The 20,448-nt window shown below is 71.5% G+C and carries 19 protein-coding genes, 3 tRNA genes and 2 pseudogenes; 20 read left to right on the top strand and 4 right to left on the bottom strand.

Features of this window, described 5'->3' with window-relative positions; all coding sequences use genetic code 11:
* The 4 genes and pseudogenes from HCC30_RS21515 to HCC30_RS21500 all read left to right on the top strand — a co-directional run.
* Window positions 1–1,522, top strand: a pseudogene (locus HCC30_RS21515) (histidine kinase); the annotation flags it as partial.
* Between the two features lie 9 nt (window positions 1,523–1,531).
* The gene (locus tag HCC30_RS21510; RefSeq protein WP_169444282.1) at window positions 1,532–1,945 is read left to right on the top strand and encodes a roadblock/LC7 domain-containing protein; all 414 of its coding nucleotides are present in this window, start codon (window positions 1,532–1,534) and stop codon (window positions 1,943–1,945) included.
* A gap of 67 nt (window positions 1,946–2,012) precedes the next feature.
* On the top strand, window positions 2,013–2,426 hold the full coding sequence (locus tag HCC30_RS21505) for a DUF742 domain-containing protein (protein WP_169444267.1): 414 nt from the start codon (window positions 2,013–2,015) through the stop codon (window positions 2,424–2,426).
* A 16-nt stretch (window positions 2,427–2,442) separates the two neighbouring features.
* Window positions 2,443–3,030 (top strand): ATP/GTP-binding protein, encoded by a 588-nt coding sequence (locus tag HCC30_RS21500; RefSeq protein ID WP_169444266.1) that lies wholly within the window; start codon window positions 2,443–2,445, stop codon window positions 3,028–3,030.
* Window positions 3,031–3,072: 42 nt separating this feature from the next.
* Here the strand turns inward: HCC30_RS21500 and HCC30_RS21495 are convergent, their stop codons facing one another.
* Window positions 3,073–3,426 (bottom strand): hypothetical protein, encoded by a 354-nt coding sequence (locus HCC30_RS21495; protein WP_169444265.1) that lies wholly within the window; start codon window positions 3,424–3,426, stop codon window positions 3,073–3,075.
* Between the two features lie 60 nt (window positions 3,427–3,486).
* Between HCC30_RS21495 and HCC30_RS21490 the strand changes: the two genes are divergently transcribed.
* The 9 genes from HCC30_RS21490 (at window position 3,487) to HCC30_RS21450 (ending at window position 11,890) form a co-directional block, all read left to right on the top strand.
* Entirely contained in the window at window positions 3,487–6,840 is a 3,354-nt protein-coding gene (locus tag HCC30_RS21490; RefSeq protein WP_169444264.1) for a nitrate- and nitrite sensing domain-containing protein, read from the top strand.
* Between the two features lie 10 nt (window positions 6,841–6,850).
* A complete protein-coding gene (locus HCC30_RS21485; RefSeq protein WP_169444281.1) occupies window positions 6,851–7,264 on the top strand; it encodes a roadblock/LC7 domain-containing protein in 414 nt (137 codons plus the stop codon).
* 146 nt (window positions 7,265–7,410) lie between these two features.
* The gene (locus HCC30_RS21480) at window positions 7,411–8,106 is read left to right on the top strand and encodes a DUF742 domain-containing protein (RefSeq protein WP_169444263.1); all 696 of its coding nucleotides are present in this window, start codon (window positions 7,411–7,413) and stop codon (window positions 8,104–8,106) included.
* A complete protein-coding gene (locus HCC30_RS21475) occupies window positions 8,087–8,683 on the top strand; it encodes an ATP/GTP-binding protein (RefSeq protein ID WP_169444262.1) in 597 nt (198 codons plus the stop codon). Before HCC30_RS21480 ends, HCC30_RS21475 begins: the two co-directional genes overlap by 20 nt.
* Before the next feature lie 191 nt (window positions 8,684–8,874).
* Complete coding sequence (locus HCC30_RS21470; RefSeq protein WP_169444261.1) at window positions 8,875–9,657, top strand: fumarylacetoacetate hydrolase family protein; 783 nt, start codon at window positions 8,875–8,877, stop codon at window positions 9,655–9,657.
* Window positions 9,650–11,167: a glutamate--tRNA ligase gene (gene gltX, locus HCC30_RS21465; RefSeq protein ID WP_169444260.1), complete on the top strand. Its 1,518-nt coding sequence runs from the start codon at window positions 9,650–9,652 to the stop codon at window positions 11,165–11,167. Before HCC30_RS21470 ends, gltX begins: the two co-directional genes overlap by 8 nt.
* Before the next feature lie 450 nt (window positions 11,168–11,617).
* Window positions 11,618–11,689, top strand: a tRNA-Gln gene (locus HCC30_RS21460).
* 28 nt (window positions 11,690–11,717) lie between these two features.
* Window positions 11,718–11,790: transfer RNA gene (locus tag HCC30_RS21455), tRNA-Glu, on the top strand.
* A 27-nt stretch (window positions 11,791–11,817) separates the two neighbouring features.
* Window positions 11,818–11,890 (top strand) — tRNA-Glu (locus HCC30_RS21450).
* 90 nt (window positions 11,891–11,980) lie between these two features.
* On the opposite strand, the gene HCC30_RS21445 is transcribed toward HCC30_RS21450, so the two are convergent.
* Complete coding sequence (locus HCC30_RS21445) at window positions 11,981–12,637, bottom strand: MerR family transcriptional regulator (protein ID WP_169444259.1); 657 nt, start codon at window positions 12,635–12,637, stop codon at window positions 11,981–11,983.
* Window positions 12,638–12,761: 124 nt separating this feature from the next.
* Here HCC30_RS21445 and HCC30_RS21440 point away from each other — a divergent pair, with 124 nt between their 5' ends.
* A complete protein-coding gene (locus HCC30_RS21440; RefSeq protein ID WP_169444258.1) occupies window positions 12,762–13,232 on the top strand; it encodes a DUF4188 domain-containing protein in 471 nt (156 codons plus the stop codon).
* 97 nt (window positions 13,233–13,329) lie between these two features.
* Here HCC30_RS21440 and ndgR read toward each other — a convergent pair whose 3' ends face one another.
* Complete coding sequence (gene ndgR / locus HCC30_RS21435) at window positions 13,330–14,046, bottom strand: IclR family transcriptional regulator NdgR (protein ID WP_169444257.1); 717 nt, start codon at window positions 14,044–14,046, stop codon at window positions 13,330–13,332.
* A 154-nt stretch (window positions 14,047–14,200) separates the two neighbouring features.
* Between ndgR and leuC the strand changes: the two genes are divergently transcribed.
* The 4 genes from leuC to HCC30_RS21415 all read left to right on the top strand — a co-directional run bounded on the left by leuC (window position 14,201) and on the right by HCC30_RS21415 (window position 17,409).
* The gene (gene leuC / locus HCC30_RS21430) at window positions 14,201–15,625 is read left to right on the top strand and encodes a 3-isopropylmalate dehydratase large subunit (protein WP_169444256.1); all 1,425 of its coding nucleotides are present in this window, start codon (window positions 14,201–14,203) and stop codon (window positions 15,623–15,625) included.
* A gap of 5 nt (window positions 15,626–15,630) precedes the next feature.
* The gene (gene leuD, locus HCC30_RS21425; protein ID WP_169444255.1) at window positions 15,631–16,224 is read left to right on the top strand and encodes a 3-isopropylmalate dehydratase small subunit; all 594 of its coding nucleotides are present in this window, start codon (window positions 15,631–15,633) and stop codon (window positions 16,222–16,224) included.
* Window positions 16,225–16,348: 124 nt separating this feature from the next.
* Window positions 16,349–16,603 (top strand): hypothetical protein, encoded by a 255-nt coding sequence (locus HCC30_RS21420; protein ID WP_169444254.1) that lies wholly within the window; start codon window positions 16,349–16,351, stop codon window positions 16,601–16,603.
* A gap of 125 nt (window positions 16,604–16,728) precedes the next feature.
* Window positions 16,729–17,409: an HU family DNA-binding protein gene (locus HCC30_RS21415; protein ID WP_169444253.1), complete on the top strand. Its 681-nt coding sequence runs from the start codon at window positions 16,729–16,731 to the stop codon at window positions 17,407–17,409.
* 341 nt (window positions 17,410–17,750) lie between these two features.
* Here HCC30_RS21415 and cofC read toward each other — a convergent pair.
* A pseudogene (cofC, locus tag HCC30_RS21410) lies at window positions 17,751–18,404 on the bottom strand (2-phospho-L-lactate guanylyltransferase); the annotation flags it as partial.
* Window positions 18,405–18,584: 180 nt separating this feature from the next.
* Between cofC and HCC30_RS21405 the strand changes: the two are divergent.
* Window positions 18,585–19,433, top strand: a complete 849-nt coding sequence (locus tag HCC30_RS21405) for a lysophospholipid acyltransferase family protein (protein ID WP_169444251.1) — start codon at window positions 18,585–18,587, stop codon at window positions 19,431–19,433.
* Window positions 19,430–20,431, top strand: a complete 1,002-nt coding sequence (locus HCC30_RS21400; RefSeq protein WP_169444250.1) for an NAD(P)H-dependent glycerol-3-phosphate dehydrogenase — start codon at window positions 19,430–19,432, stop codon at window positions 20,429–20,431. The genes HCC30_RS21405 and HCC30_RS21400 overlap by 4 nt, the downstream gene beginning before the upstream one ends.
* Window positions 20,432–20,448 lie beyond the last annotated feature (17 nt).

Raw genomic sequence — 20,448 nt, 5'->3', positions numbered from 1 at the left:
CGGCCTCGCCGCGGCCCTCCAGCGCGGCGGCCCGGGCGGACCGGGCGCCTCCGGCAGGCCCGGCGCCGCCCCGCGCGGCCAGGTCTCCGGCGGCACGCGTCCCGCGCTCCCCGGCGCGGAATCCGGCGCCCCCGCCACGAACCTCTTCGGCGACAGCCCCTCGGGCCGCCCGCCGCAGGACGGGAGCGCCCCGAACGCCTCCGGCGTCCCGGCCCCGGCCGTGCCGTCCCCGGGCCGCCCCGGCGAGTCCCGTCCGGCACGCCCCGCCGGCCCCTCCGGCGCCCCGCCGCTGCCCACCCGCAGCGGCCCCGCCGGTGAACTCACCGGCGGCAGCGGCACCCAGGGCCCGTCCGGCGCCACGGCCTCCGGCTCCGGCTCCGCCGGCCCCGGCGACACCGCCGAGATGCCGCAGATCGGCCCCGGCGGGACGGGCCCCGCCGAGCTGACGGAGATCCCGGGCGCCTCCGCCGGACGCCCCGACGCCCAGGGCTCCGCGCCCGCCCCGCGTCCGGCCCCCGAGCAGGACGAGGCGGACGCGGCCGAGTCCGGGCAGCAAGGCCCGGGCGACACCGCCGAGTTCGCGCGCCCCGCCTTCAACACCCCGCGCCCCGGCGAGGGTCCCGACGACATCCCCGGCGCCTCGGCCGGACGCCCCGGCGCCGAGCCCGCCGGGAACGGCCCCGCGGCCGAGGACGCCGACGCCGCGCAGCAGCGCCCCAGCTGGGCCGCCGCGCCCGGCGTCGAGGACGGCCCGCGCGGCCACGACGAGCCCGAGTCCACCGGCGAGTACGCCCGCCCCGGGTACACCGGCGCGACGGCCGGCGGCCAGGACACGGACGGCCACGGCTACCCCGCCCCGCAGGACACCGACCCGGCCGTCCTGCCGGGCAGTGTCGGCGCCGACGCCGTGGACGCCCAGGGCATACCCGTCGGCCCCCCGGCCGAGGCGGACGCACCGACGCCGATCTTCGCGTCGATGGAGTCCAACTGGTTCCGTGGCGGCACCGGTTCGGAAGCACCGCGGCAGGCCCCGTCCGCGCAGGACGGCCCCGCCCCGTACGCACCGGAGCCCTCGCCGACGCAGGCCACCCGCCCCGGCGGGCCGGCCCCCTCCGTCCCGCCGATGCCGCAGCGCCCCACGGCCCGCGGCACCGACAACGGCGCCGCCCCCACCGGCGCCGCCGACACCACCGCACCCCCTGCCTCCGCCCCTTCCGACGAAGACGGAGCGCAGTGGGGCGCCTCCCCGAACGACGAGCGCTGGCGCCGGGCCGAGCAGGTCCGCCAGCCCGCCGCCGGCGGAGTCACGACCTCGGGCCTGCCGCGCCGCGTGCCCCGCGCCAACCTGGTCGCGGGAACCGCACAGCAGCAGTCGTCCGCACAGTCCGGTCCGCAGGTCTCGCGTGCGCCCGACGACGTACGCGGCAGGCTGACCAACCTCCGCCGTGGCATCCAGCAGGGCCGACAGGCCGGCAGTACGGATGGGCGCGGCACAGGCCCCACTTACCAGCAGGAGCGTTAGTTGAGTCCGATGAGCCAGGCGGCGCAGAATCTGAACTGGTTGATCACCAACTTCGTGGAGAACACCCCGGGTGTTTCCCACACGGTGGTGGTCTCCGCCGACGGACTTCTGCTCGCGATGTCCGAGGGTTTCCCGCGCGACCGCGCCGACCAGCTGGCGGCCGTCGCCTCGGGTCTGACCTCGCTCACCGCGGGGGCTTCCCGGATCTTCGAGGGAGGCGGGGTGAACCAGACGGTGGTCGAGATGGAGCGGGGCTTCCTCTTCATCATGTCGATCTCCGACGGTTCGTCACTGGCCGTACTCGCCCACCCCGAGGCCGACATCGGCCTCGTGGGCTACGAGATGGCCCTGCTCGTCGACCGCGCGGGCACGGTGCTCACCCCCGACGTGCGGGCCGAGCTCCAGGGCAGCATTCTCAACTGACCAGCAGCTCCCCCCACATGAGCCACCTCAGTCCGACAGTCGACCTCATGCCTCGCTCGGAGGAGCCATGACCCCGCCGCCCCCTTCTCCCGGCCCGTACGGTGCCGCGAACCAGCACGCGCCGTACGGGGGTGAAGGCGACCAGCCGCTGGTCCGTCCCTACGCGATGACCGGCGGGCGCACCAGGCCGCGCTACCAGCTCGCCATCGAAGCCCTGGTGAGCACCAGCGCCGAGCCCGCGCAGCTGCAGGGACTGCTCCCGGAACACCAGCGGATCTGCTCGCTGTGCCGCGAGGTCAAGTCCGTCGCCGAGGTCTCGGCTCTGCTCGCCATACCGCTGGGGGTGGCCCGCATCCTCGTCGCCGATCTCGCCGAGGCCGGAATGGTGGCCATCCACCAGCCCGGCGGCGGTTCCGAGCCCGGTGGCGCGCCAGACGTGACACTGCTCGAAAGGGTGCTCAGTGGACTTCGCAAGCTCTAGCCCGCAGGCGGGCCCGATGACGGGTTACGACGACAGCGCCGCACCCTCCGACGGCCGCTCGACGACCTCCGCGAAGATCGTCGTGGCCGGCGGGTTCGGCGTGGGCAAGACCACGTTCGTCGGTGCCGTCTCGGAGATCAATCCGCTGCGCACGGAGGCCGTGATGACCTCCGCCTCGGCGGGAGTCGACGACCTGACCCACACCGGGGACAAGTCGACCACCACCGTGGCGATGGATTTCGGCCGCATCACGCTGGACGACGACCTGATCCTGTACCTGTTCGGTACGCCGGGTCAGGACCGTTTCTGGTTCATGTGGGACGACCTGGTGCGCGGCGCGATCGGCGCCGTCGTCCTCGTCGACACCCGCCGGCTCGCGGACTGTTTCCCCGCGGTGGATTACTTCGAGAATTCCGGCCTGCCCTTCGTGATCGCGCTGAACGGTTTCGACGGGCACCAGCCCTACGGCCCCGAAGAGGTCCGCGAGGCACTGCAACTGGGCCCGGACGCCCCGATCATCACCACCGACGCGCGGCACCGCGGAGACGCCAAGAGCGCGCTCATCACGCTCGTCGAGCACGCCCTGCTCGCCCGCCTCAAGTAACCGCCCGCGCTCCCGCACCGGCTGAGGATCTGCTGCCCTCCCTCATCGGCCGCAGCCCCAACTGCCCCTTCCCTGCACCGAGTTGACCGCAGGACAGCTGACGTCGACCGGCCGGCCACCCGAAGGCCGTCCGGTGTTCAGCTGTGTTCTTCGCCATGCCGAATCGCCTTCATAACGTTTCGACAGTGAATTCGGCAGCCGCCCAACACGGCTGGCGAGCGCGGCGCTCCACTCTGCGCACAGTTCTCCCTCCTTTTGCTCCGCGACGGTCGCAATGCCCGGTTTTTCGGTGTCCTCTTTCGCGTGCTTCCGGCGTCCCGGGCCGCGGCCGAACTGTTTGGAGCGCACCGCCCGGGCGTGCTGCAATTCCCTGAACTCAGCAGTAACGAACAGCACGTCGCCGGTCGTCGGGGGGCCGCGGGGCGCGTGCCGAGTGCCGAGAGGTGAAGGAGTCGAGTGAGGCGAAGCAAGACGGGCTCTGCTCCGCAGCAGGCCCGGGGAGAGGAGCGGGGTAACTTCACCCCGCCGTCCCGTGCGTCGTCGGCCCCGGGAGGAGGCACCTCGCAGCAGCCGAGAAGTGCCGCCCAGCCGACGGGCGGCACGGGCAGCCGCATGGCGATACGCAACTGGCGGGTGCCCACCCGGCTCAACGCCATTCTTCTGCTCCCCGTCATCGTCGGCCTCATCTTCGGGGGCCTCCAGGTCCAGGACTCCATATCGACCTGGAACGAGGCGGAGGACGCCACGCACACGGCCGAACTGGTCGAGGCGGCGGCCACCTACGGCAACGCCCTGATCGACGAGCGCGACCGCACCGCGGCCCCGCTCCTCGCGGGCGACCGGGACAACCCCGAGGTCGAGCGGGTGCGGGCCGCGACGGACAAGGCGAAGGCCGACTTCGACCGCGCCGTCGACCGGATGCCCGACGAGGACGGCCTGCACCGCCGCCTCGCGGCCTTCCGCAAGCAGGAGCCCAAGCTCGACGACCTGCGGGACGCGGCCTACACCGACCGGCTGCCCGGCGTGAAGACCGAAGAGGGCTACGTCACCATCCAGCACCCGCTGATGGAGTTCGCCAACGAGCTCGGCTTCGGCACCGGCAACGTCACCAGCTACGGCCGCACGGTCTACGCGATCTCCCTGGCCAAGGCCGCGCTCTCGCTCGACCGCGCCCTCGGCACCCACCTGCTCCTGGAGCCCGGCCCCACGGCCAAGGACAAGAAGGAGCAGCTCACCGCGTTCGCGAGCTACGCCTACCTGGAGAACATCGCCCTGGGCGAGTACACCTCCGGCGGGCTCCCCGAGGACGTCGACCTCCTCAAGACCGAGCTGAAGAAGGCCGAGGAGGCCGGCAAGAAGAAGAGCGCGGCCGCGCAGCAGAAGGCCCGCGCCAAGGGCGTCCCCTTCGTCGCGCCGCCCTCGGTCGCCAAGATGACCGACGCCATCGGCACCGGCGCGCGCCCCTCGACGCTGAAGTCGCAGGGCGTCACCGCGAAGACCTGGTTCGCCGCCTCCACCGGCAAGTTCGACGCGTACCGCTCGATCGAGACGGAGCTGGCCGACAAGGCCGTCGCCGAGACCGAGGCGATCGCCGACGACGCCCGCACCGACGCGATCATCATGGGCGTCATCGTGCTGCTGGCCCTGCTCGCCGCGTTCATCCTCGCCGGGATGATGGCCCGCTCGATGAGCCGCAACATGCGCAGCCTGCGCACCGCGGCCTTCGACGTCGCCGAGCAGCGGCTGCCCGAGCTGGTCGACCAGCTCTCGCGCACCGACCCGGGCCGCATCGACACCCGCGTCCGGCCGATCCCGATCGACAGCCGCGACGAGATCGGCGAGGTCGCCCGCGCCTTCGACCAGGTGCACCGCGAGGCCGTCCGGCTCGCCGCCGAACAGGCGCTGCTGCGCGGCAACGTGAACGCGATCTTCACCAACCTGTCCCGTCGTAACCAGGGCCTCATCGAGCGCCAGCTCGGCTACATCACGGACCTGGAGAACAACGAGGCCGACCCGGACCAGCTGGAGAACCTCTTCCGCCTGGACCACCTCGCCACCCGCATGCGGCGGAACGGCGAGAACCTCCTCGTCCTCGCGGGCGAGGAGCCGGGACGCCGCTGGACGCAGCCCGTCCCGCTGGTCGACATCCTGCGCGCCGCCTCCTCCGAGGTGGAGTACTACGAGCGGGTCGAGATCTCCGGTGTGCCGGAGAGCGAGATCCACGGCCAGGTCGTGAACGACCTCGTGCACCTGCTGGCCGAGCTGCTGGAGAACGCGACCTCGTTCTCCTCGCCGCAGACGAAGGTGCAGGTCACCGCGACGCGTCTGCCGGACGGCCGGATCATGATCGAGATCCACGACAAGGGCATCGGCCTGACCGCCGAGGACTTCGCGGACATCAACCACAAGCTGGCGAACCCGCCGGTCGTGGACGCCGCGGTGTCCCAGCGCATGGGCCTGTTCGTGGTCGGCCGCCTCGCGGACCGGCACGGCATCCGCGTCCAGCTGCGCCCCTCGGGCGAGCAGGCGGGCACCACCTCGCTGGTCATGCTGCCCGAGGCGATGACGCACGGCGGTGGCGGCGAGGACGTCGTGGAGGAGGACTTCCACGTCTCCCGCATCATGCAGGAGCAGGCGCCGCTGCAGCCGGCCTACGAGGGCCAGATCTCGGCCGCCGAACTCGGCTTCGACGACTCGCGGTTCGAGGTTCCCGACGACCTCTCGTCGCTCGATCCGGTGAGCCGTTCCCTCGCCCGCGAGGAGCGCCGCGCGGCCCTGGAGGGCGGCGACCCCCAGCAGCAGCCGGAGGGCGGCCCGCACGGGCAGCAGCCCGACGGATCCGGTCACGGCCAGGGCGGTTTCGGCCAGGGTAAGGACGCCTTCGGACCGGGCGGTTTCGGCCAGGGTTCCGGCGCCGACGCCTTCGGCGGGCCCGAGTGGAACGTCCCGCGGCAGGGCCAGGAATTCCAGCCCGCGCAGGACCCGTTCCTGCGCGGCCAGGCCCGCCAGGAGCCCGCGCAGGAGCAGTCCGCACAGCCGGGCCTGCACCTCCCGCGGCGCGACCCGGAGCTGTACCGGGAGCCGCTGCGGGACGCGCCGCGAGCCGTAGCGGAAGATCAGCAGGCGGAGGACGACAGTCCTGAAGCACTGCTTCCGCAGGGCGGGGCACAGTCGGCCCCGCAGCACCACGACCCGTCCCAGCAGTCGTTCTTCGAACAGACACAGGATCCCCAACAGGCCCTGTACGAACGGCAGTACGGAACCCCGGGGCCGGAAGCGGAATCCCTGCCCGGCGTCCACGACGCCGGTCGGGACCGCGTAGGCTTCGACACTCAGGGTCCTTCCCCCAGCGGTTTCCGATCCACGACCGACGCGGGACTCCCGCGCCGTGACCGGGCACGGGGAGCGCAGGCGGAGAACCCGGAGGCGCAGCAGTCAGGCGGGCCCGAGCCGTCCCCGCAGCCCGCGCAGGAGAACCCTGCCGAGCAGACGGGTGCGTTCGGCCTCGGCGGCGGCTGGCGTTCGTCGAACGACGAGCGCTGGAACCGGGCCGGACAGCTGCGCGACCCGCAGGCCGGTGGCGTCACTTCCTCCGGTCTGCCCCGGCGCGTGCCCAAGGCCAACCTGGTCGAGGGCGCGGCGGAGCAGAGCCCGCAGGGAGGACCTTCGGTCTCCCGCGCTCCCGAGGACGTCCGCGGAAGGCTGAGCAATCTGCACCGCGGTGTCCGGCGGGGACGTATCGCGGGCGACGCCAATCAGAATGACCGACAGGGCTTCGGCCCCGGCAGCACCTACGATCAGGAGCGTTAGTGTGAGCCCGATGAGCCAGGCGGCGCAGAACCTGAACTGGTTGATCACCAACTTCGTGGAGAACACCCCGGGTGTTTCCCACACGGTGGTGGTCTCCGCCGACGGACTTCTGCTCGCGATGTCCGAGGGCTTCCCGCGTGACCGCGCCGACCAACTGGCCGCGGTCGCCTCGGGTCTGACCTCGCTCACTGCGGGGGCTTCCCGGATCTTCGAGGGGGGTGGCGTGAACCAGACAGTTGTGGAGATGGAGCGGGGATTCCTTTTCCTGATGTCCATCTCCGACGGTTCGTCGCTCGCCGTACTCGCCCACCCCGAGGCCGACATCGGCCTCGTGGGCTACGAGATGGCACTCCTCGTCGACCGTGCGGGCACGGTTCTCACACCGGATCTCCGCGCCGAACTCCAGGGCAGCCTGCTGAACTAGAGCCACCCACAGGTTCTCAGCCAGCAGACAGGCCGTGCGCATTCGCGTCTGGGCACCATAAGGTGCTCAGACGCGGTGCCTCGCCCAGGAGCTGAAGCAGTACTGGAAGATGTGGCCCGCAAGCCCGTGAGTCGGAGGAGGAGAACGTGGCAACGCCCCCAGGCGGTCCGTCGCCGTACGGCTATGGTCATCAGGACGACATGACCCCGGCCTCCGGCGGGGAACCGACGCACCTGAAGCGCTTCAACTTCCCCTCCGCACCCAGCGAGCACGTGCGGCACCCATCGCAGCAGCCCCAGCAGCAGCCGCAACAGCAGCCCTACGAGCCGCAGTTCGAGCAGCGGCAGCAGCAGCCGCAGGCCCCGCCGCGACGCCACGCCCAGCAACCGCCTCAGCCCCAGCCCCCGGAGTACGGACAGCAGCCCCCCGCGCCCCGCATCCAGCCGGTGCAGCCCGCGCCCGCCCGCCCCGAGCCGGGCGTCGGCGGCCGCAGCGAGCAGCAGCCGCTGGTGCGTCCGTACGCCATGACGGGTGGCCGGACCCGTCCCCGGTACCAGCTCGCCATCGAGGCACTGGTGCACACCACGGCCGATTCCGCCCGGCTGCAGGGGCAGTTGCCCGAGCAGCAGCGGATCTGCCGCCTGTGCTACGAGATCAAGTCGGTGGCTGAGATCTCGGCACTCCTGACCATTCCGCTCGGCGTCGCCCGGATCCTCGTCGCCGACCTGGCCGAGGCGGGTCTCGTCGCCATCCACCAGCCCGGTGGCGACGCGACCACCAGCGACGGCCAGCCAGACGTGACACTGCTCGAAAGGGTGCTCAGTGGACTTCGCAAGCTCTAGCGGCGGCGGCATCGCCGGGGGCTCAGCCCGTTCCACCACCTCCGCGAAGATCGTGGTGGCCGGCGGGTTCGGCGTGGGCAAGACAACCTTCGTAGGCGCCGTCTCGGAGATCAATCCGCTGCGCACGGAGGCCGTCATGACCTCCGCATCGGCCGGTATCGACGACCTGACGCACACGGCGGACAAGACCACCACCACGGTGGCGATGGACTTCGGCCGCATCACCCTGGACCAGGACCTGATCCTGTACCTCTTCGGTACGCCCGGTCAGGACCGCTTCTGGTTCATGTGGGACGACCTGGTGCGCGGCGCGATCGGCGCCGTCGTGCTGGTGGACACCCGCCGGCTGGCGGACTGCTTCCCCGCGGTCGACTACTTCGAGAACTCGGGCCTGCCCTTCGTGATCGCCCTCAACGGCTTCGACGGGCACCAGCCCTACGGCCCCGAAGAGGTCCGCGAGGCGCTCCAGATCGGCCCCGACGCCCCGATCATCACCACCGACGCGCGGCACCGCGCGGACGCCAAGAGCGCGCTCATCACCCTCGTCGAGCACGCCCTGATGGCCCGCCTGCGCTGACCGGCCCGCCGCGCCCCCGCGCGCCCCGAGCCGCACACCCGAGCCCCCGGCCCCGCGCCGGGGGCTCGTCGCGTACCGGGGCCGCGTACGGGGCCGACCGCGCCCGGCCCTGGCGGGGCCTGTGGCCGGGTTTAGGCTTGGATGCCGAATTCCGTAGAGCAACCCAGGTCAGTGAAGGGGCAGCCCACACCGTGCGTATCGCCAGATTCTCCCTCGACGGAAACGTCGCCTTCGGCGTCGTGGAAGGGGACGCGAACACCGAGGGCGGCCCCGTCCTCGACATCATCAAGGGCCACCCCTTCGCCGACTTCGAACGCTCCGGCCAGAAGCTCCCGATGGACAAGGTGCGGATGCTTCCGCCCGTCCTGCCCAACAAGGTCCTCGCCGTCGGCCGCAACTACGCCGAGCACGCCAAGGAGCTGGGCAACGAGGTGCCCGAGGAGCCGGTGGTCTTCTTCAAGCCCTCCACCTCGGTCTGCGGCCCCGGCGACGCCGTGACCTACCCCTCGTTCTCCTCCGAGCTGCACCACGAGGCGGAGCTGGCCGTCGTCATCGGCCGCATGTGCAAGGAGGTCCCGCGCGAGCGCGTGCGGGACGTCGTCCTCGGCTACACCTGCGCCAACGACCTCACCGCGCGTGACGTGCAGCGCACGGAGCAGCAGTGGTCCCGCTCCAAGGGCTTCGACGGCTCCTGCCCGCTCGGCCCCTGGGTGGAGACGGAACTCGACCCGGCCGACCTCGGCCTGATGTGCACCGTCAACGGCGAGCAGCGCCAGCTGGGCCGCACCAGCGAGATGATCCGCTCCGTCGAGGACCTCGTGGTGCACATCTCCGAGGCCATGACCCTGCTGCCCGGTGACGTGATCCTCACCGGGACCCCGGCGGGCGTCGGCCCCCTCAACGTCGGCGACGAGGTCGCCGTCACCATCGAAGGCATCGGCACTCTCACCAACAAGGTAGTCAAGCGTGACTGACGCGACCCCGACCCCGACCAGCGACGTACGGGTTCGGTTCTGCCCGTCCCCGACCGGCAACCCCCACGTGGGCCTGGTCCGCACCGCCCTCTTCAACTGGGCCTTCGCCCGCCACCACGGCGGCACCCTCGTCTTCCGGATCGAGGACACCGACGCGGCGCGCGACTCCGAGGAGTCCTACGAGCAGCTGCTCGACGCCATGCGCTGGCTCGGCCTGGACTGGGACGAGGGCCCCACCGCGTTCCACGACGGCACCGGCGAGCCGGTCGGCCCGCACGCCCCGTACCGGCAGTCGCAGCGGATGGACATCTACCGCGACGTCGCCGGGAAGCTGCTGGACAGCGGCCACGCGTACCGCTGCTACTGCACCCCGCAGGAGCTGGAGGTACGCCGCGAGACCGCCCGCAAGGAGGGCCGCCCCTCCGGCTACGACGGCGCCTGCCGCGAGCTGACCGCCGAGCAGACCGCCGCGTACGAGGCGGAGGGCCGCACCCACATCGTGCGCTTCCGGATGCCCGACGAGCCGATCACGTTCACCGATCTGGTGCGCGGCGAGATGACCTTCGCGCCGGAGAACGTCACCGACTACGGCATCGTCCGCGCCAACGGCGCCCCGCTGTACACCCTGGTGAACCCGGTCGACGACGCGCTGATGGAGATCACCCACGTCCTGCGCGGCGAGGACCTGCTCTCCTCCACGCCCCGGCAGATCGCGCTCTACCGCGCCTTCGCCGAACTGGGCATCGGCAACGGCACCGTCCCGAGCTTCGGGCACCTGCCGTACGTGATGGGCGAGGGCAACAAGAAGCTCTCCAAGCGGGACCCGGAGTCCTCGCTCAACCTCTACCGCGAGCGCGGCTTCCTGCGCGAGGGACTGCTCAACTACCTGTCCCTGCTGGGCTGGTCGATCTCCGAGGACCGCGACATCTTCTCGCTCGACGAGATGGTCGCCGCGTTCGACATCGGGGACGTCAACGCCAACCCGGCCCGCTTCGACCTCAAGAAGGCCGAGGCGATCAACGCCACGCACCTGCGCGAGCTCCCCGTCGCCGAGTTCGTCGCGGCCTGCGAGCCGTGGCTGAACGCCCCGCACGCGCCGTGGGCGCCGGAGAAGTTCGACCGCGCGGCCTTCGAGGAGCTGGCCCCGCTCGCGCAGACCCGTCTGACGGTCCTCTCCGACATCACCGCCAACGTCGACTTCCTCTTCCTCGACGAGCCGGTGGAGGACGAGAAGTCCTGGCAGAAGGCGATGAAGCCGGGCGCCGCCGAGCTGCTGGCCACGGCCCGCGAGAAGCTCGCCGAGGCCGAGTGGAAGGCCGAGCCGCTGAAGGACGCGGTGCTGGCCGCGGGTGAGGCGCACGGGCTGAAGCTCGGCAAGGCCCAGGCGCCGGTCCGCGTCGCCGTCACCGGACGCACGGTCGGCCTCCCGCTCTTCGAGTCGCTGGAGGTCCTCGGCCGCGAGCGCACCCTGGCCCGGGTGGACGCCGCGATGAAGAAGCTCGCGGAGTAACCCTCCCGTTCACCGGCACAAGGGGCCGGGCACCGCTCACGAGCGGCGCCCGGCCCCTTCGCCGTCCGCGGGGCGCCCTGCGGACGTACGAGCCGTCCTGTGCGGGTACGTGGGCGCCTGCGCGTGGACGTGGGTGGCCGGGGCGCGTACGAGGGCGCTGCGGGCCGTGGGCGGGAGTGTGCGGGGCGCTCGCGGCTGGGCGCGGTGCCCGCGTGGCCAGTTGGGGTGTGCGGGAGGTGGTGGCCGTGCGCCGGCGGCCGGTGCCGGAGGGGGTGACGGGTGGTGCGGAAGGGGTGCTGTGGCCTCCTGCGGAACCCGTTTTGGTGCTCGGGCCGCGATCGGGTAATGTTTTCCACGTCGCCGAGGGGACGGGCCGAAAAAAGGCCCCGCACCGAGGCGGTCACCCGGAGAAGATCCCCGCAGAGCATGTGGGTGGGGATTGAATCTTGGTGGGCTATGGTGTAATTGGCAGCACGACTGATTCTGGTTCAGTTAGTCTAGGTTCGAGTCCTGGTAGCCCAGCTTCGATCTTTCTCTTTGCAAGATCGATGCCCCCGTTGTGTAGCGGCCTAGCACGCCGCCCTCTCAAGGCGGTAGCGCCGGTTCGAATCCGGTCGGGGGTACGGATCCTCTCAAGGGATCAGCAAGAGGCCCCCGTTGTGTAGCGGCCTAGCACGCCGCCCTCTCAAGGCGGTAGCGCCGGTTCGAATCCGGTCGGGGGTACTCGGTCGAGAAGGCCCCTCGCGAAAGCGGGGGGCCTTCTTCGTGCGCGCGGACGCCCCGCGCCCCAGGGAGCGCCCGGCGCGGGGGACTTCACTCCTGGCCGGACCGACTCCCGCCCCCGAAGCGCCGGTTGGACTCCTCCGCCTCCGCCAGCCGCCGCAGGCTCAGCAGCACCGGTTCGTACAGCACCGTGCAGGCCACGGCGGCCTCGATGCGCGCGTCCGTCGTCTCCAGGCTCTCCACCAGGTCCAGGTCGCTCACCGCGATGTCCGCGGCGGCGCGCGCGTACGGCATCAGGCTGCCGAGGTCGCAGGGGTAGCCGAGCCGGTGCAGTCCGGCGACGGCGCGCAGCAGCATCCGGTACGCGGGGGAGGCGGGGGCGAGGTCCCAGCCGAGCCGGGAGACCAGCTCACGGGCGGTCTCGGCGGCCGCGGCCGCGGAGACGTCGTTCCCGGGGTCCGTGGATTCCTTGCCGTGCGGGAGGGCGTTCACGGCCGCTCCGAGGCGGGAGTCCAGATCCCGGGAGCCGTCGTCGACGGCGGCGAGCACCTCGCGGGCCGTGCTGACCGGGAGGCCGCCGACCTGGATCAGTGCGCGGACCAGCCGGAGCCGGCGCAGGTGATTTTCGTCGTACTCGGACTGCGTCGCGCTGACGCGGCGTCCGGGCGGGAGCAATCCCTCGCGGAGGTAGTACTTGATTGTCGCGGTCGGTAGTCCGCTGTGTTCGCTGAGTTCTGCCAGCCGCATTTCTCGCCGCTCTTTCCGCTTTTCCGTCCGAGTTTCCCGGAAGGTGTTGCGTATCACCTCGGATAGGAGCACTATCCAAGCATGGATAGTGACGCTATCCAAAGGCTTGAGGAGGTGCGGAACCATGGGTGCGACGACGGTGCACGCGGGGCGGACGACCGCGGACGTGCAGGGGGACGTCGTGGTCTTCCTGATCGGGATGCGGATCAACAGGCTGAGCGCGCCGCGCAGTTGGGTGCCGGTCTTCCGCGCGATGCCGCGCATGCTGCGGGAGCTGGCGCGCGACGAGGACAGCGGGCTGCTCGGCTACCGGCTGACGGGGCTGCCGCCACGGGAGTTCGCCGTCACGCAGTACTGGGAGTCGCGGGAGAAGCTCTACGCCTACGCGGCGGACGCGGAGCGTGAACACCGGCCAGCCTGGGCCGAGTTCAACCGCCGCGCGCGCAACGGCGCGGGACACGTGGGGATCTGGCACGAGACCTACGTGGTGCCGGCGGAGCGCTGCGACACCCTGTACTCGGACATGCCGGCGTACGGGCTGGGGGCCGCGCACGGTGTCCGGCCGCTGACGAAGCGTGGCGCCGCGCGTAGGTGACGAACGCAACGGCGGAGCCCCGGCCGGCCGAACTGCCGCGTGGTGCGGGTGAGTTCGCCGGGCCGGGGCTCCGTCGCTCGGGTGCGCGTGGGGCGCGTCAGGTGGTGCGGCGCAGGGACTCGCTGAGCCGCGCCGCGGCGTCCACGATCGCCTGGGCGTGCATCCGGCCCGGGTGGCGCGTCAGCCGCTCCATCGGGCCCGAGACCGAGACGGCGGCGACGACGCGGTTCGAGGGGCCGCGTACGGGCGCGGAGACGGAGGCGACGCCCGGCTCGCGCTCGCCGGTGGACTGGGCCCAGCCGCGGCGCCGTACGCCGGAGAGCGCGGTGGCGGTGAACCGGGCGCCCTGCAGGCCGCGGTGGAGCCGCTCGGGCTCCTCCCAGGCCATCAGGACCTGGGCCGCCGAGCCCGCCTTCATCGGCAGCGTCGAGCCGACGGGGACGGTGTCCCGCAGGCCGGAGAGCCGCTCGGCGGCGGCGACGCAGATGCGCATGTCGCCCTGCCTGCGGTAGAGCTGCGCGCTCTCGCCCGTCACGTCGCGCAGGTGCGTGAGCACCGGCCCGGCGGAGGCGAGCAGGCGGTCCTCACCGGCGGCGGCGGCCAGTTCGCCGAGCCGGGGGCCGAGAATGAAGCGGCCCTGCATGTCACGGGCCACCATGCGGTGGTGTTCGAGGGCGACCGCGAGCCGGTGCGCCGTAGGGCGCGCGAGCCCGGTGGCCGCGACCAGCCCGGCGAGGGTGGCCGGACCGGACTCCAGAGCGCTCAGCACGAGCGCGGCCTTGTCGAGAACACCGACGCCACTAGAGTTGTCCATGCGTCGATACTCGCGTCTCACAGTATGAAACGCAAGTTCACATCGGCGCGGAACCCGCCACGCTGTAGAGGCGATCCCCACCGGACGCCGGGGATCCGGTGGGGTAATGGATCTCGACATGTGGTCGGCATCGCCGCCGACCGGAGGGAAAGCGATGGGACGGACACTCGCTGAGAAAGTCTGGGACGACCACGTCGTCACGCGCGCCGAGGGCGAGCCGGACCTTCTCTTCATCGATCTGCACCTGCTGCACGAGGTGACCAGCCCGCAGGCGTTCGACGGCCTCCGGAAGGCCGGCCGCGCGGTCCGGCGCACGGATCTCACCATCGCGACCGAGGATCACAACACACCGACCCTCGACATCGACAAGCCCATCGCCGACCCCGTCTCCCGCACGCAGTTGGAGACGCTGCGCGCGAACTGCGCCGAGTTCGGCGTCCGGCTGCACCCGCTGGGCGACGTCGAGCAGGGCGTCGTCCACGTCGTGGGACCGCAGTTGGGGCTGACGCAGCCCGGCATGACGGTGGTCTGCGGGGACTCGCACACCTCCACGCACGGCGCGTTCGGCGCGCTCGCCTTCGGCATCGGCACCAGCCAGGTCGAGCACGTCCTGGCCACGCAGACGCTGCCGATGGCGCCGTTCCGCACGATGGCCGTGACCGTCAACGGCGAACTGCCCGAGGACGTCACCGCGAAGGACCTGATCCTCGCCGTCATCGCGAAGATCGGCACCGGCGGCGGTCAGGGCTACGTGATCGAGTACCGCGGCGAGGCCGTCGAGAAGCTCTCGATGGAGGCGCGGATGACGATCTGCAACATGTCCATCGAGGCCGGTGCCCGCGCGGGCATGATCGCCCCGGACGAGACCACGTTCGCCTATGTCAAGGGCCGCGCGCACGCCCCCGAGGGCGCCGACTGGGACGCGGCCGTCGCGTACTGGAAGACGCTGCGCACCGACGAGGACGCCGCGTTCGACCACGAGGTCGTCATCGAGGCGGACGAACTGGCCCCGTTCGTCACCTGGGGCACCAACCCCGGCCAGGGAGCCCCGCTCTCCGCCGACGTGCCCGACCCGGCGTCCTTCACCGACTCCGGCGAGAAGTACGCCGCGGAGAAGGCCCTGGAGTACATGGGCCTCACCGCGGGACAGAAGCTGCGCGACGTCTCCGTGGACACGGTGTTCGTCGGCTCCTGCACCAACGGCCGTATCGAGGACCTGCGTTCGGCCGCCGCGGTGCTCGACGGACGCCAGGTCGCCGACGGCGTCCGGATGCTGGTCGTCCCCGGTTCGGTACGGGTGGCGCTGCAGGCCGTCGAGGAGGGCCTGGACAAGGTGTTCACCGCGGCGGGCGCCGAATGGCGGCACGCGGGCTGCTCGATGTGCCTGGGCATGAACCCCGACCAGCTCAAGCCCGGCGAGCGCGCCGCCTCCACCTCGAACCGCAACTTCGAGGGCCGGCAGGGCAAGGGCGGCCGCACCCACCTGGTCTCCCCGCAGGTGGCCGCGGCGACCGCCGTCATCGGCCGCCTCGCCTCGCCCTCCGACCTGTCCGAAGCCGCACAGCCCGCGGGAGTCTGAGAGTCATGGAAGCCTTCACCACACACACCGGCCGGGCCGTGCCGCTGCGCCGCAGCAACGTCGACACCGACCAGATCATCCCGGCCCACTGGCTGAAGAAGGTCACCCGCGACGGTTTCGAGGACGGGCTCTTCGAAGCCTGGCGCAAGGACGGGGACTTCGTCCTCAACCAGCCCGCGTACCAGGGCGCCACGGTCCTCGTCGCCGGGCAGGACTTCGGCACCGGCTCCTCGCGCGAACACGCCGTGTGGGCCCTGCAGAACTACGGGTTCAAGGCCGTCATCTCGTCCCGCTTCGCGGACATCTTCCGCGGCAACTCCCTGAAGAACGGCCTGCTGACGGTCGTCCTGCCGCAGGAGACCGTCGAGCGGCTGTGGGCGCTGACCGAGTCCGACCCGACCGCCGAGGTGACCGTCGACCTGGTGCGGCGGAAGGTCCTCGCGCAGGGCGTGGAGGCCGACTTCGACCTCGACGAGAACGCACGCTGGCGTCTGCTGGAGGGTCTGGACGACATCTCCCTCACCCTGAAGAACGAGGACGCCATCGCCGGTTACGAGTCCGGACGAGCGGCGTTCAAGCCCCGGACACAAGCCGCTTGAGCCCAGCTCAACGGCCCGCGGCAGGCCGCGGATGAAGCGCCCCCCGTCACCGGTGACGGGGGGCGCTTCACGTGTGTTGAGGCCCCGCGAAGCGACAACTCGCCCTAGATGGCACAATCTGTGCATGGAACGCGACGGTCAACTTGAGCTCTACGACCGGCTCGCCGCCCGCTTGAAAGAGGCGCACACCAGGGTGCGTCAACTGCAAGTCCCGGAGGGCGTACGGGTGGCGCTCACGAGGAAGCTGCTCGTCATCACGGCAGCTTCAAAGCACGATCTCGCCGCGGCGGAGCGGCGTCTTGGCAGGTTGATGGCCGACATCGACGCGGGCCGGTACCCCGACCCGGAGTCCGGTGCGGGCTCTGACACGAGTACGTGACGGGGCAGTTCATTGCGACACAAGGGTGATTCGCCCGTTTCGTATTTGATTTGCGGTATATATCTGCCTAGCGTGCGAAAAAGCTGGAACGCATTCGTTCCTGTAATGCCTCCGAAGGGGAAGACGTGAACAAGGCGCAGCTCGTCGAAGCAATCCAGGACAAGCTCGGTGGACGGCAGCAGGCCGCGGACGCCGTCGATGTCGTACTCGACGCGATCGTTCGTCAGGTCGTCTCCGGTGAGCGGGTCTCCGTCACCGGCTTCGGCTCGTTCGAGAAGGTCGACCGCCCGGCGCGGTACGCCCGCAACCCGCAGACGGGGGAGCGGGTGCGGGTGAAGAAGACCGCGGTGCCCCGCTTCCGCGCGGGCGCGGGCTTCAAGGAGCTGGTCGCCGGCACGAAGAAGCTGCCGAAGAACGACGTCGCCGTGAAGAAGGCCCCGAAGGGCAGCCTCTCGGGTGGCACTTCCACGAAGAAGGCGGCGACGAAGAAGGCCGCGGCGAAGAAGACCACCGCCAAGAAGGCGACCGCGAAGAAGGCCCCGGCGAAGAAGGCGGCAGCCAAGAAGACCACCGCCAAGAAGACCACGGCGGCGAAGAAGGCGGCGACCAAGAAGACCGCGGCGGCGAAGAAGACGACCGCGAAGAAGGCCCCGGCCAAGAAGGCTCCCGCCAAGAAGACCACGGCGGCGAAGAAGACCACCGCCAAGAAGGCCCCCGCCAAGAAGACCACGGCGAAGAAGGCCCCCGCGCGCAAGACCACCGCGCGCAAGACGACCGCCAAGAAGACCACCGCGCGCAAGCGCTGAGGCCGGGGCGGGCCCCGTCACGGGGCCGTCCCCCTCCCGATACGCGGTACCCACAGCGCCGGGCCGGGCTCCCCTTCAGGAGCCCGGCCCGGCGGGCGTGTGTGCGGGGTGCGTCAGAGCGTCTGGAGCGTGATGAACGTGACGCGCCGCGCGTCGCCCTCGCCCTCCACCTCGATCCGCACCCGCTGGCCCACGCGCAGCAGTCGCAGCCCGCCCGCGTCGAACGCGGCGGTGTCGAACGGGAGGGGCGTTCCGTCGTCGAGCAGCACGCTGCCGGAACGCGTTTCGGGGTCGTAGGTGTACGAGGTGGCCTGCATACCCGGAAGCCTAGAGGACACGCAGCGGGCGGTGAACGGGCCGACTCCCAGGCGCAGAGCGGCCACCAGGTCCTCCCCGGTGTCCACGTCCCGGCGCACGCTCTCGACCGACTCGGTGCCGCGCAGTGCGATCTCGGCGGCGCCCGAGGCGCGGTGCGCCTGCCGGGACGGGCCGCCGAAACGGGGGCGCAGCGGGACGCCGGGCAATGCGGTGAGCAGGGTCGTTCCTATTCCGGCAGCGTCGGCGAGAAAGGCCCGCCGGTAATTCCCGGCGTAATTCAACGTCCGTTCCAATTCCGCCGGACGGAGCGCGGGAAGATCCGCGTTGAGCGCCGCCACCGCGGCGTCCGGCGCGGATTCCCGTACGGCGCGGGCCCCGTGGGCCAGTGCCGGATTGAGGCCGCTCGCGGGGAGGTCGGGCACGATGCGGGCGCCCAGCGCGCCCAACACCCGTGCCGCGCGCGGATCGTCCGTGACAACTGCCACATCCCGTACGGCCGCGCACGTCAGCGCGGCCCGCACGGTGTCCTGTGCGAACGCCAGCGCGAGCCGCTGCCGCGCCGCGTCGCCGGTGGCCCCGGCGAGCCTGCTCTTGGCGCGTACAAGGGGTTTCAGCGGCACGACGAGGCTCCACGCCTGTGGCGCGGAGCGGGAACGCGGTACTGACTTCGCCGGCATCGCCGACCATTCTCGCCTGCTGCCGGGGCGACGCATCACGCCCGGGGTTACGGTGTGCACGACAGACGGAGACGGACAGTGTGCTCGACAAGGTGCCGGGCCGGGGGCGACACTGCCCGACGCCGTACGGGGGGATCGCCCCGCGCGGTTGTCGAACAGGCAAGAGGAGATGGTGTCCGGGTGTCCCGCCGCAGAATCGGCTTCTGGTACCGCCTGGCCGCGGTTCTGGCGAAACCGCCGCTCATAGTGTTGTTCAAGCGGGACTGGCGGGGAACGGAACACATCCCGGCCGACGGTGGATTCATCACCGTCGTGAATCACAACTCCTATCTCGACCCGCTCTCCTACGCGCACTATCAGTACAACACCGGGCGCGTACCGCGATTCCTGGCGAAGGTCGGGCTCTTCCGCGACGGATTCGTCGGCGCCGTCATGCGCGGCACCGGACAGATCCCCGTCTACCGTGAGTCGGCCGACGCCGTCGGCGCATTCCGGGCCGCCGTCGACGCCATCGAACGCGGTGAATGCGTCGCCTTCTACCCCGAGGGCACCCTCACCCGCGACCCCGAAATGTGGCCGATGGAGGGCAAGACCGGCGCCGCCCGCGTCGCCCTCCTCACCCGGGCACCGGTGATCCCCGTCGCGCAGTGGGGCGCCAACCACGCGATGCCGCCGTACGCGAAGCGGAAGAAGATCCGGCTGCTGCCGCGCAAGACGCTCACCGTGCAGGCGGGCCCGCCCGTCGACCTGTCGGAGTTCTACGACCAGGAGCCGACGGCCGCCGTGCTGCGCGAGGTCACCGACCGCATCATGGACGCGATCACCGCCCAACTCGCCGACGTACGCGGCGAGGAGCCGCCCGCCGAGCGCTACGACCACCGCAGGGCCGTCGCCGCGAAGCGGCAGCGGGCCGGCGGCACGGCGGTACGGGACGAGCGGGACGAACAGCGGGACGAACAGAGCGAACAGGCGCGGAACGCGGAGCGGCCCACGGGCGGCACCGCCGCCGCCGAGGGAGAGAAAGCGTGACCAAAGCCGCCGTATTCGGCACCGGATCCTGGGGCACCGCCTTCGCCATGGTGCTCGCCGACGCGGGCTGCGAGGTGACCCTGTGGGGCCGGCGCAGCTCCGTGACCGACGCGGTCAACGAGCGGCACGTCAACCCCGACTACTTCCCCGACGTCGAACTCCCCGCGAACGTCACCGCGACCACCGACCCGGCCGAGGCCGCGCGCGGCGCCGAGTTCACCGTGCTGTCCGTCCCCAGCCAGACGCTGCGCGCCAACCTGGAGGCGTGGACGCCGCTGCTGCACCCCGGCACCGTGCTCGTCTCGCTGATGAAGGGCGTCGAACTGGGCACGGCGCAGCGGATGAGCGAGGTCGTCTCCGAGGTCACCGGCGTCGGCCCGGAGCGGGTCGCCGTCCTCACCGGGCCCAACCTGGCCAAGGAGATCGCCACCCGGCAGCCCGCCGCCTCCGTCGTCGCCTGCGCGGACGAGAGCGTCGCCCAGCGGCTCCAGGCGGCCTGCCACACCCCGTACTTCCGCCCGTACACCAACACCGACGTCGTCGGCTGCGAACTCGGCGGCGCGGTCAAGAACGTCATCGCGCTCGCGGTCGGCATCGCCGACGGCATGGGGCTCGGGGACAACGCGAAGGCCTCGCTGATCACCCGCGGTCTCGCCGAAACCACCCGGCTCGGGCTCGCGATGGGCGCCGACGCGCACACCTTCGCCGGACTGGCCGGGATGGGCGACCTGGTGGCGACCTGCTCCTCGCCGCTGTCCCGCAACCACACCTTCGGCACCAACCTCGGGCGGGGCATGACGCTGCAGGAGACGATCGCGGTCACGAAGCAGACCGCGGAGGGCGTCAAGTCCTGCGAGTCCGTACGGGAACTGGCGCGCAGGCACGGGGTGGAGATGCCGCTCACCGAGACGGTGGTCGCGATCGTGCACGACGGCAAGCCGCCGCACGTCGCGCTCAAGGAGCTGATGTCGCGCAGCGCCAAGCCGGAGCGTGCCTGACACGCGCCGCCCACGGC

The organism is Streptomyces sp. HNM0574, assembly GCF_012726235.1.
Lineage (GTDB): Bacteria > Actinomycetota > Actinomycetes > Streptomycetales > Streptomycetaceae > Streptomyces.
This window is presented reverse-complemented; position numbering and strand designations above follow the sequence as displayed.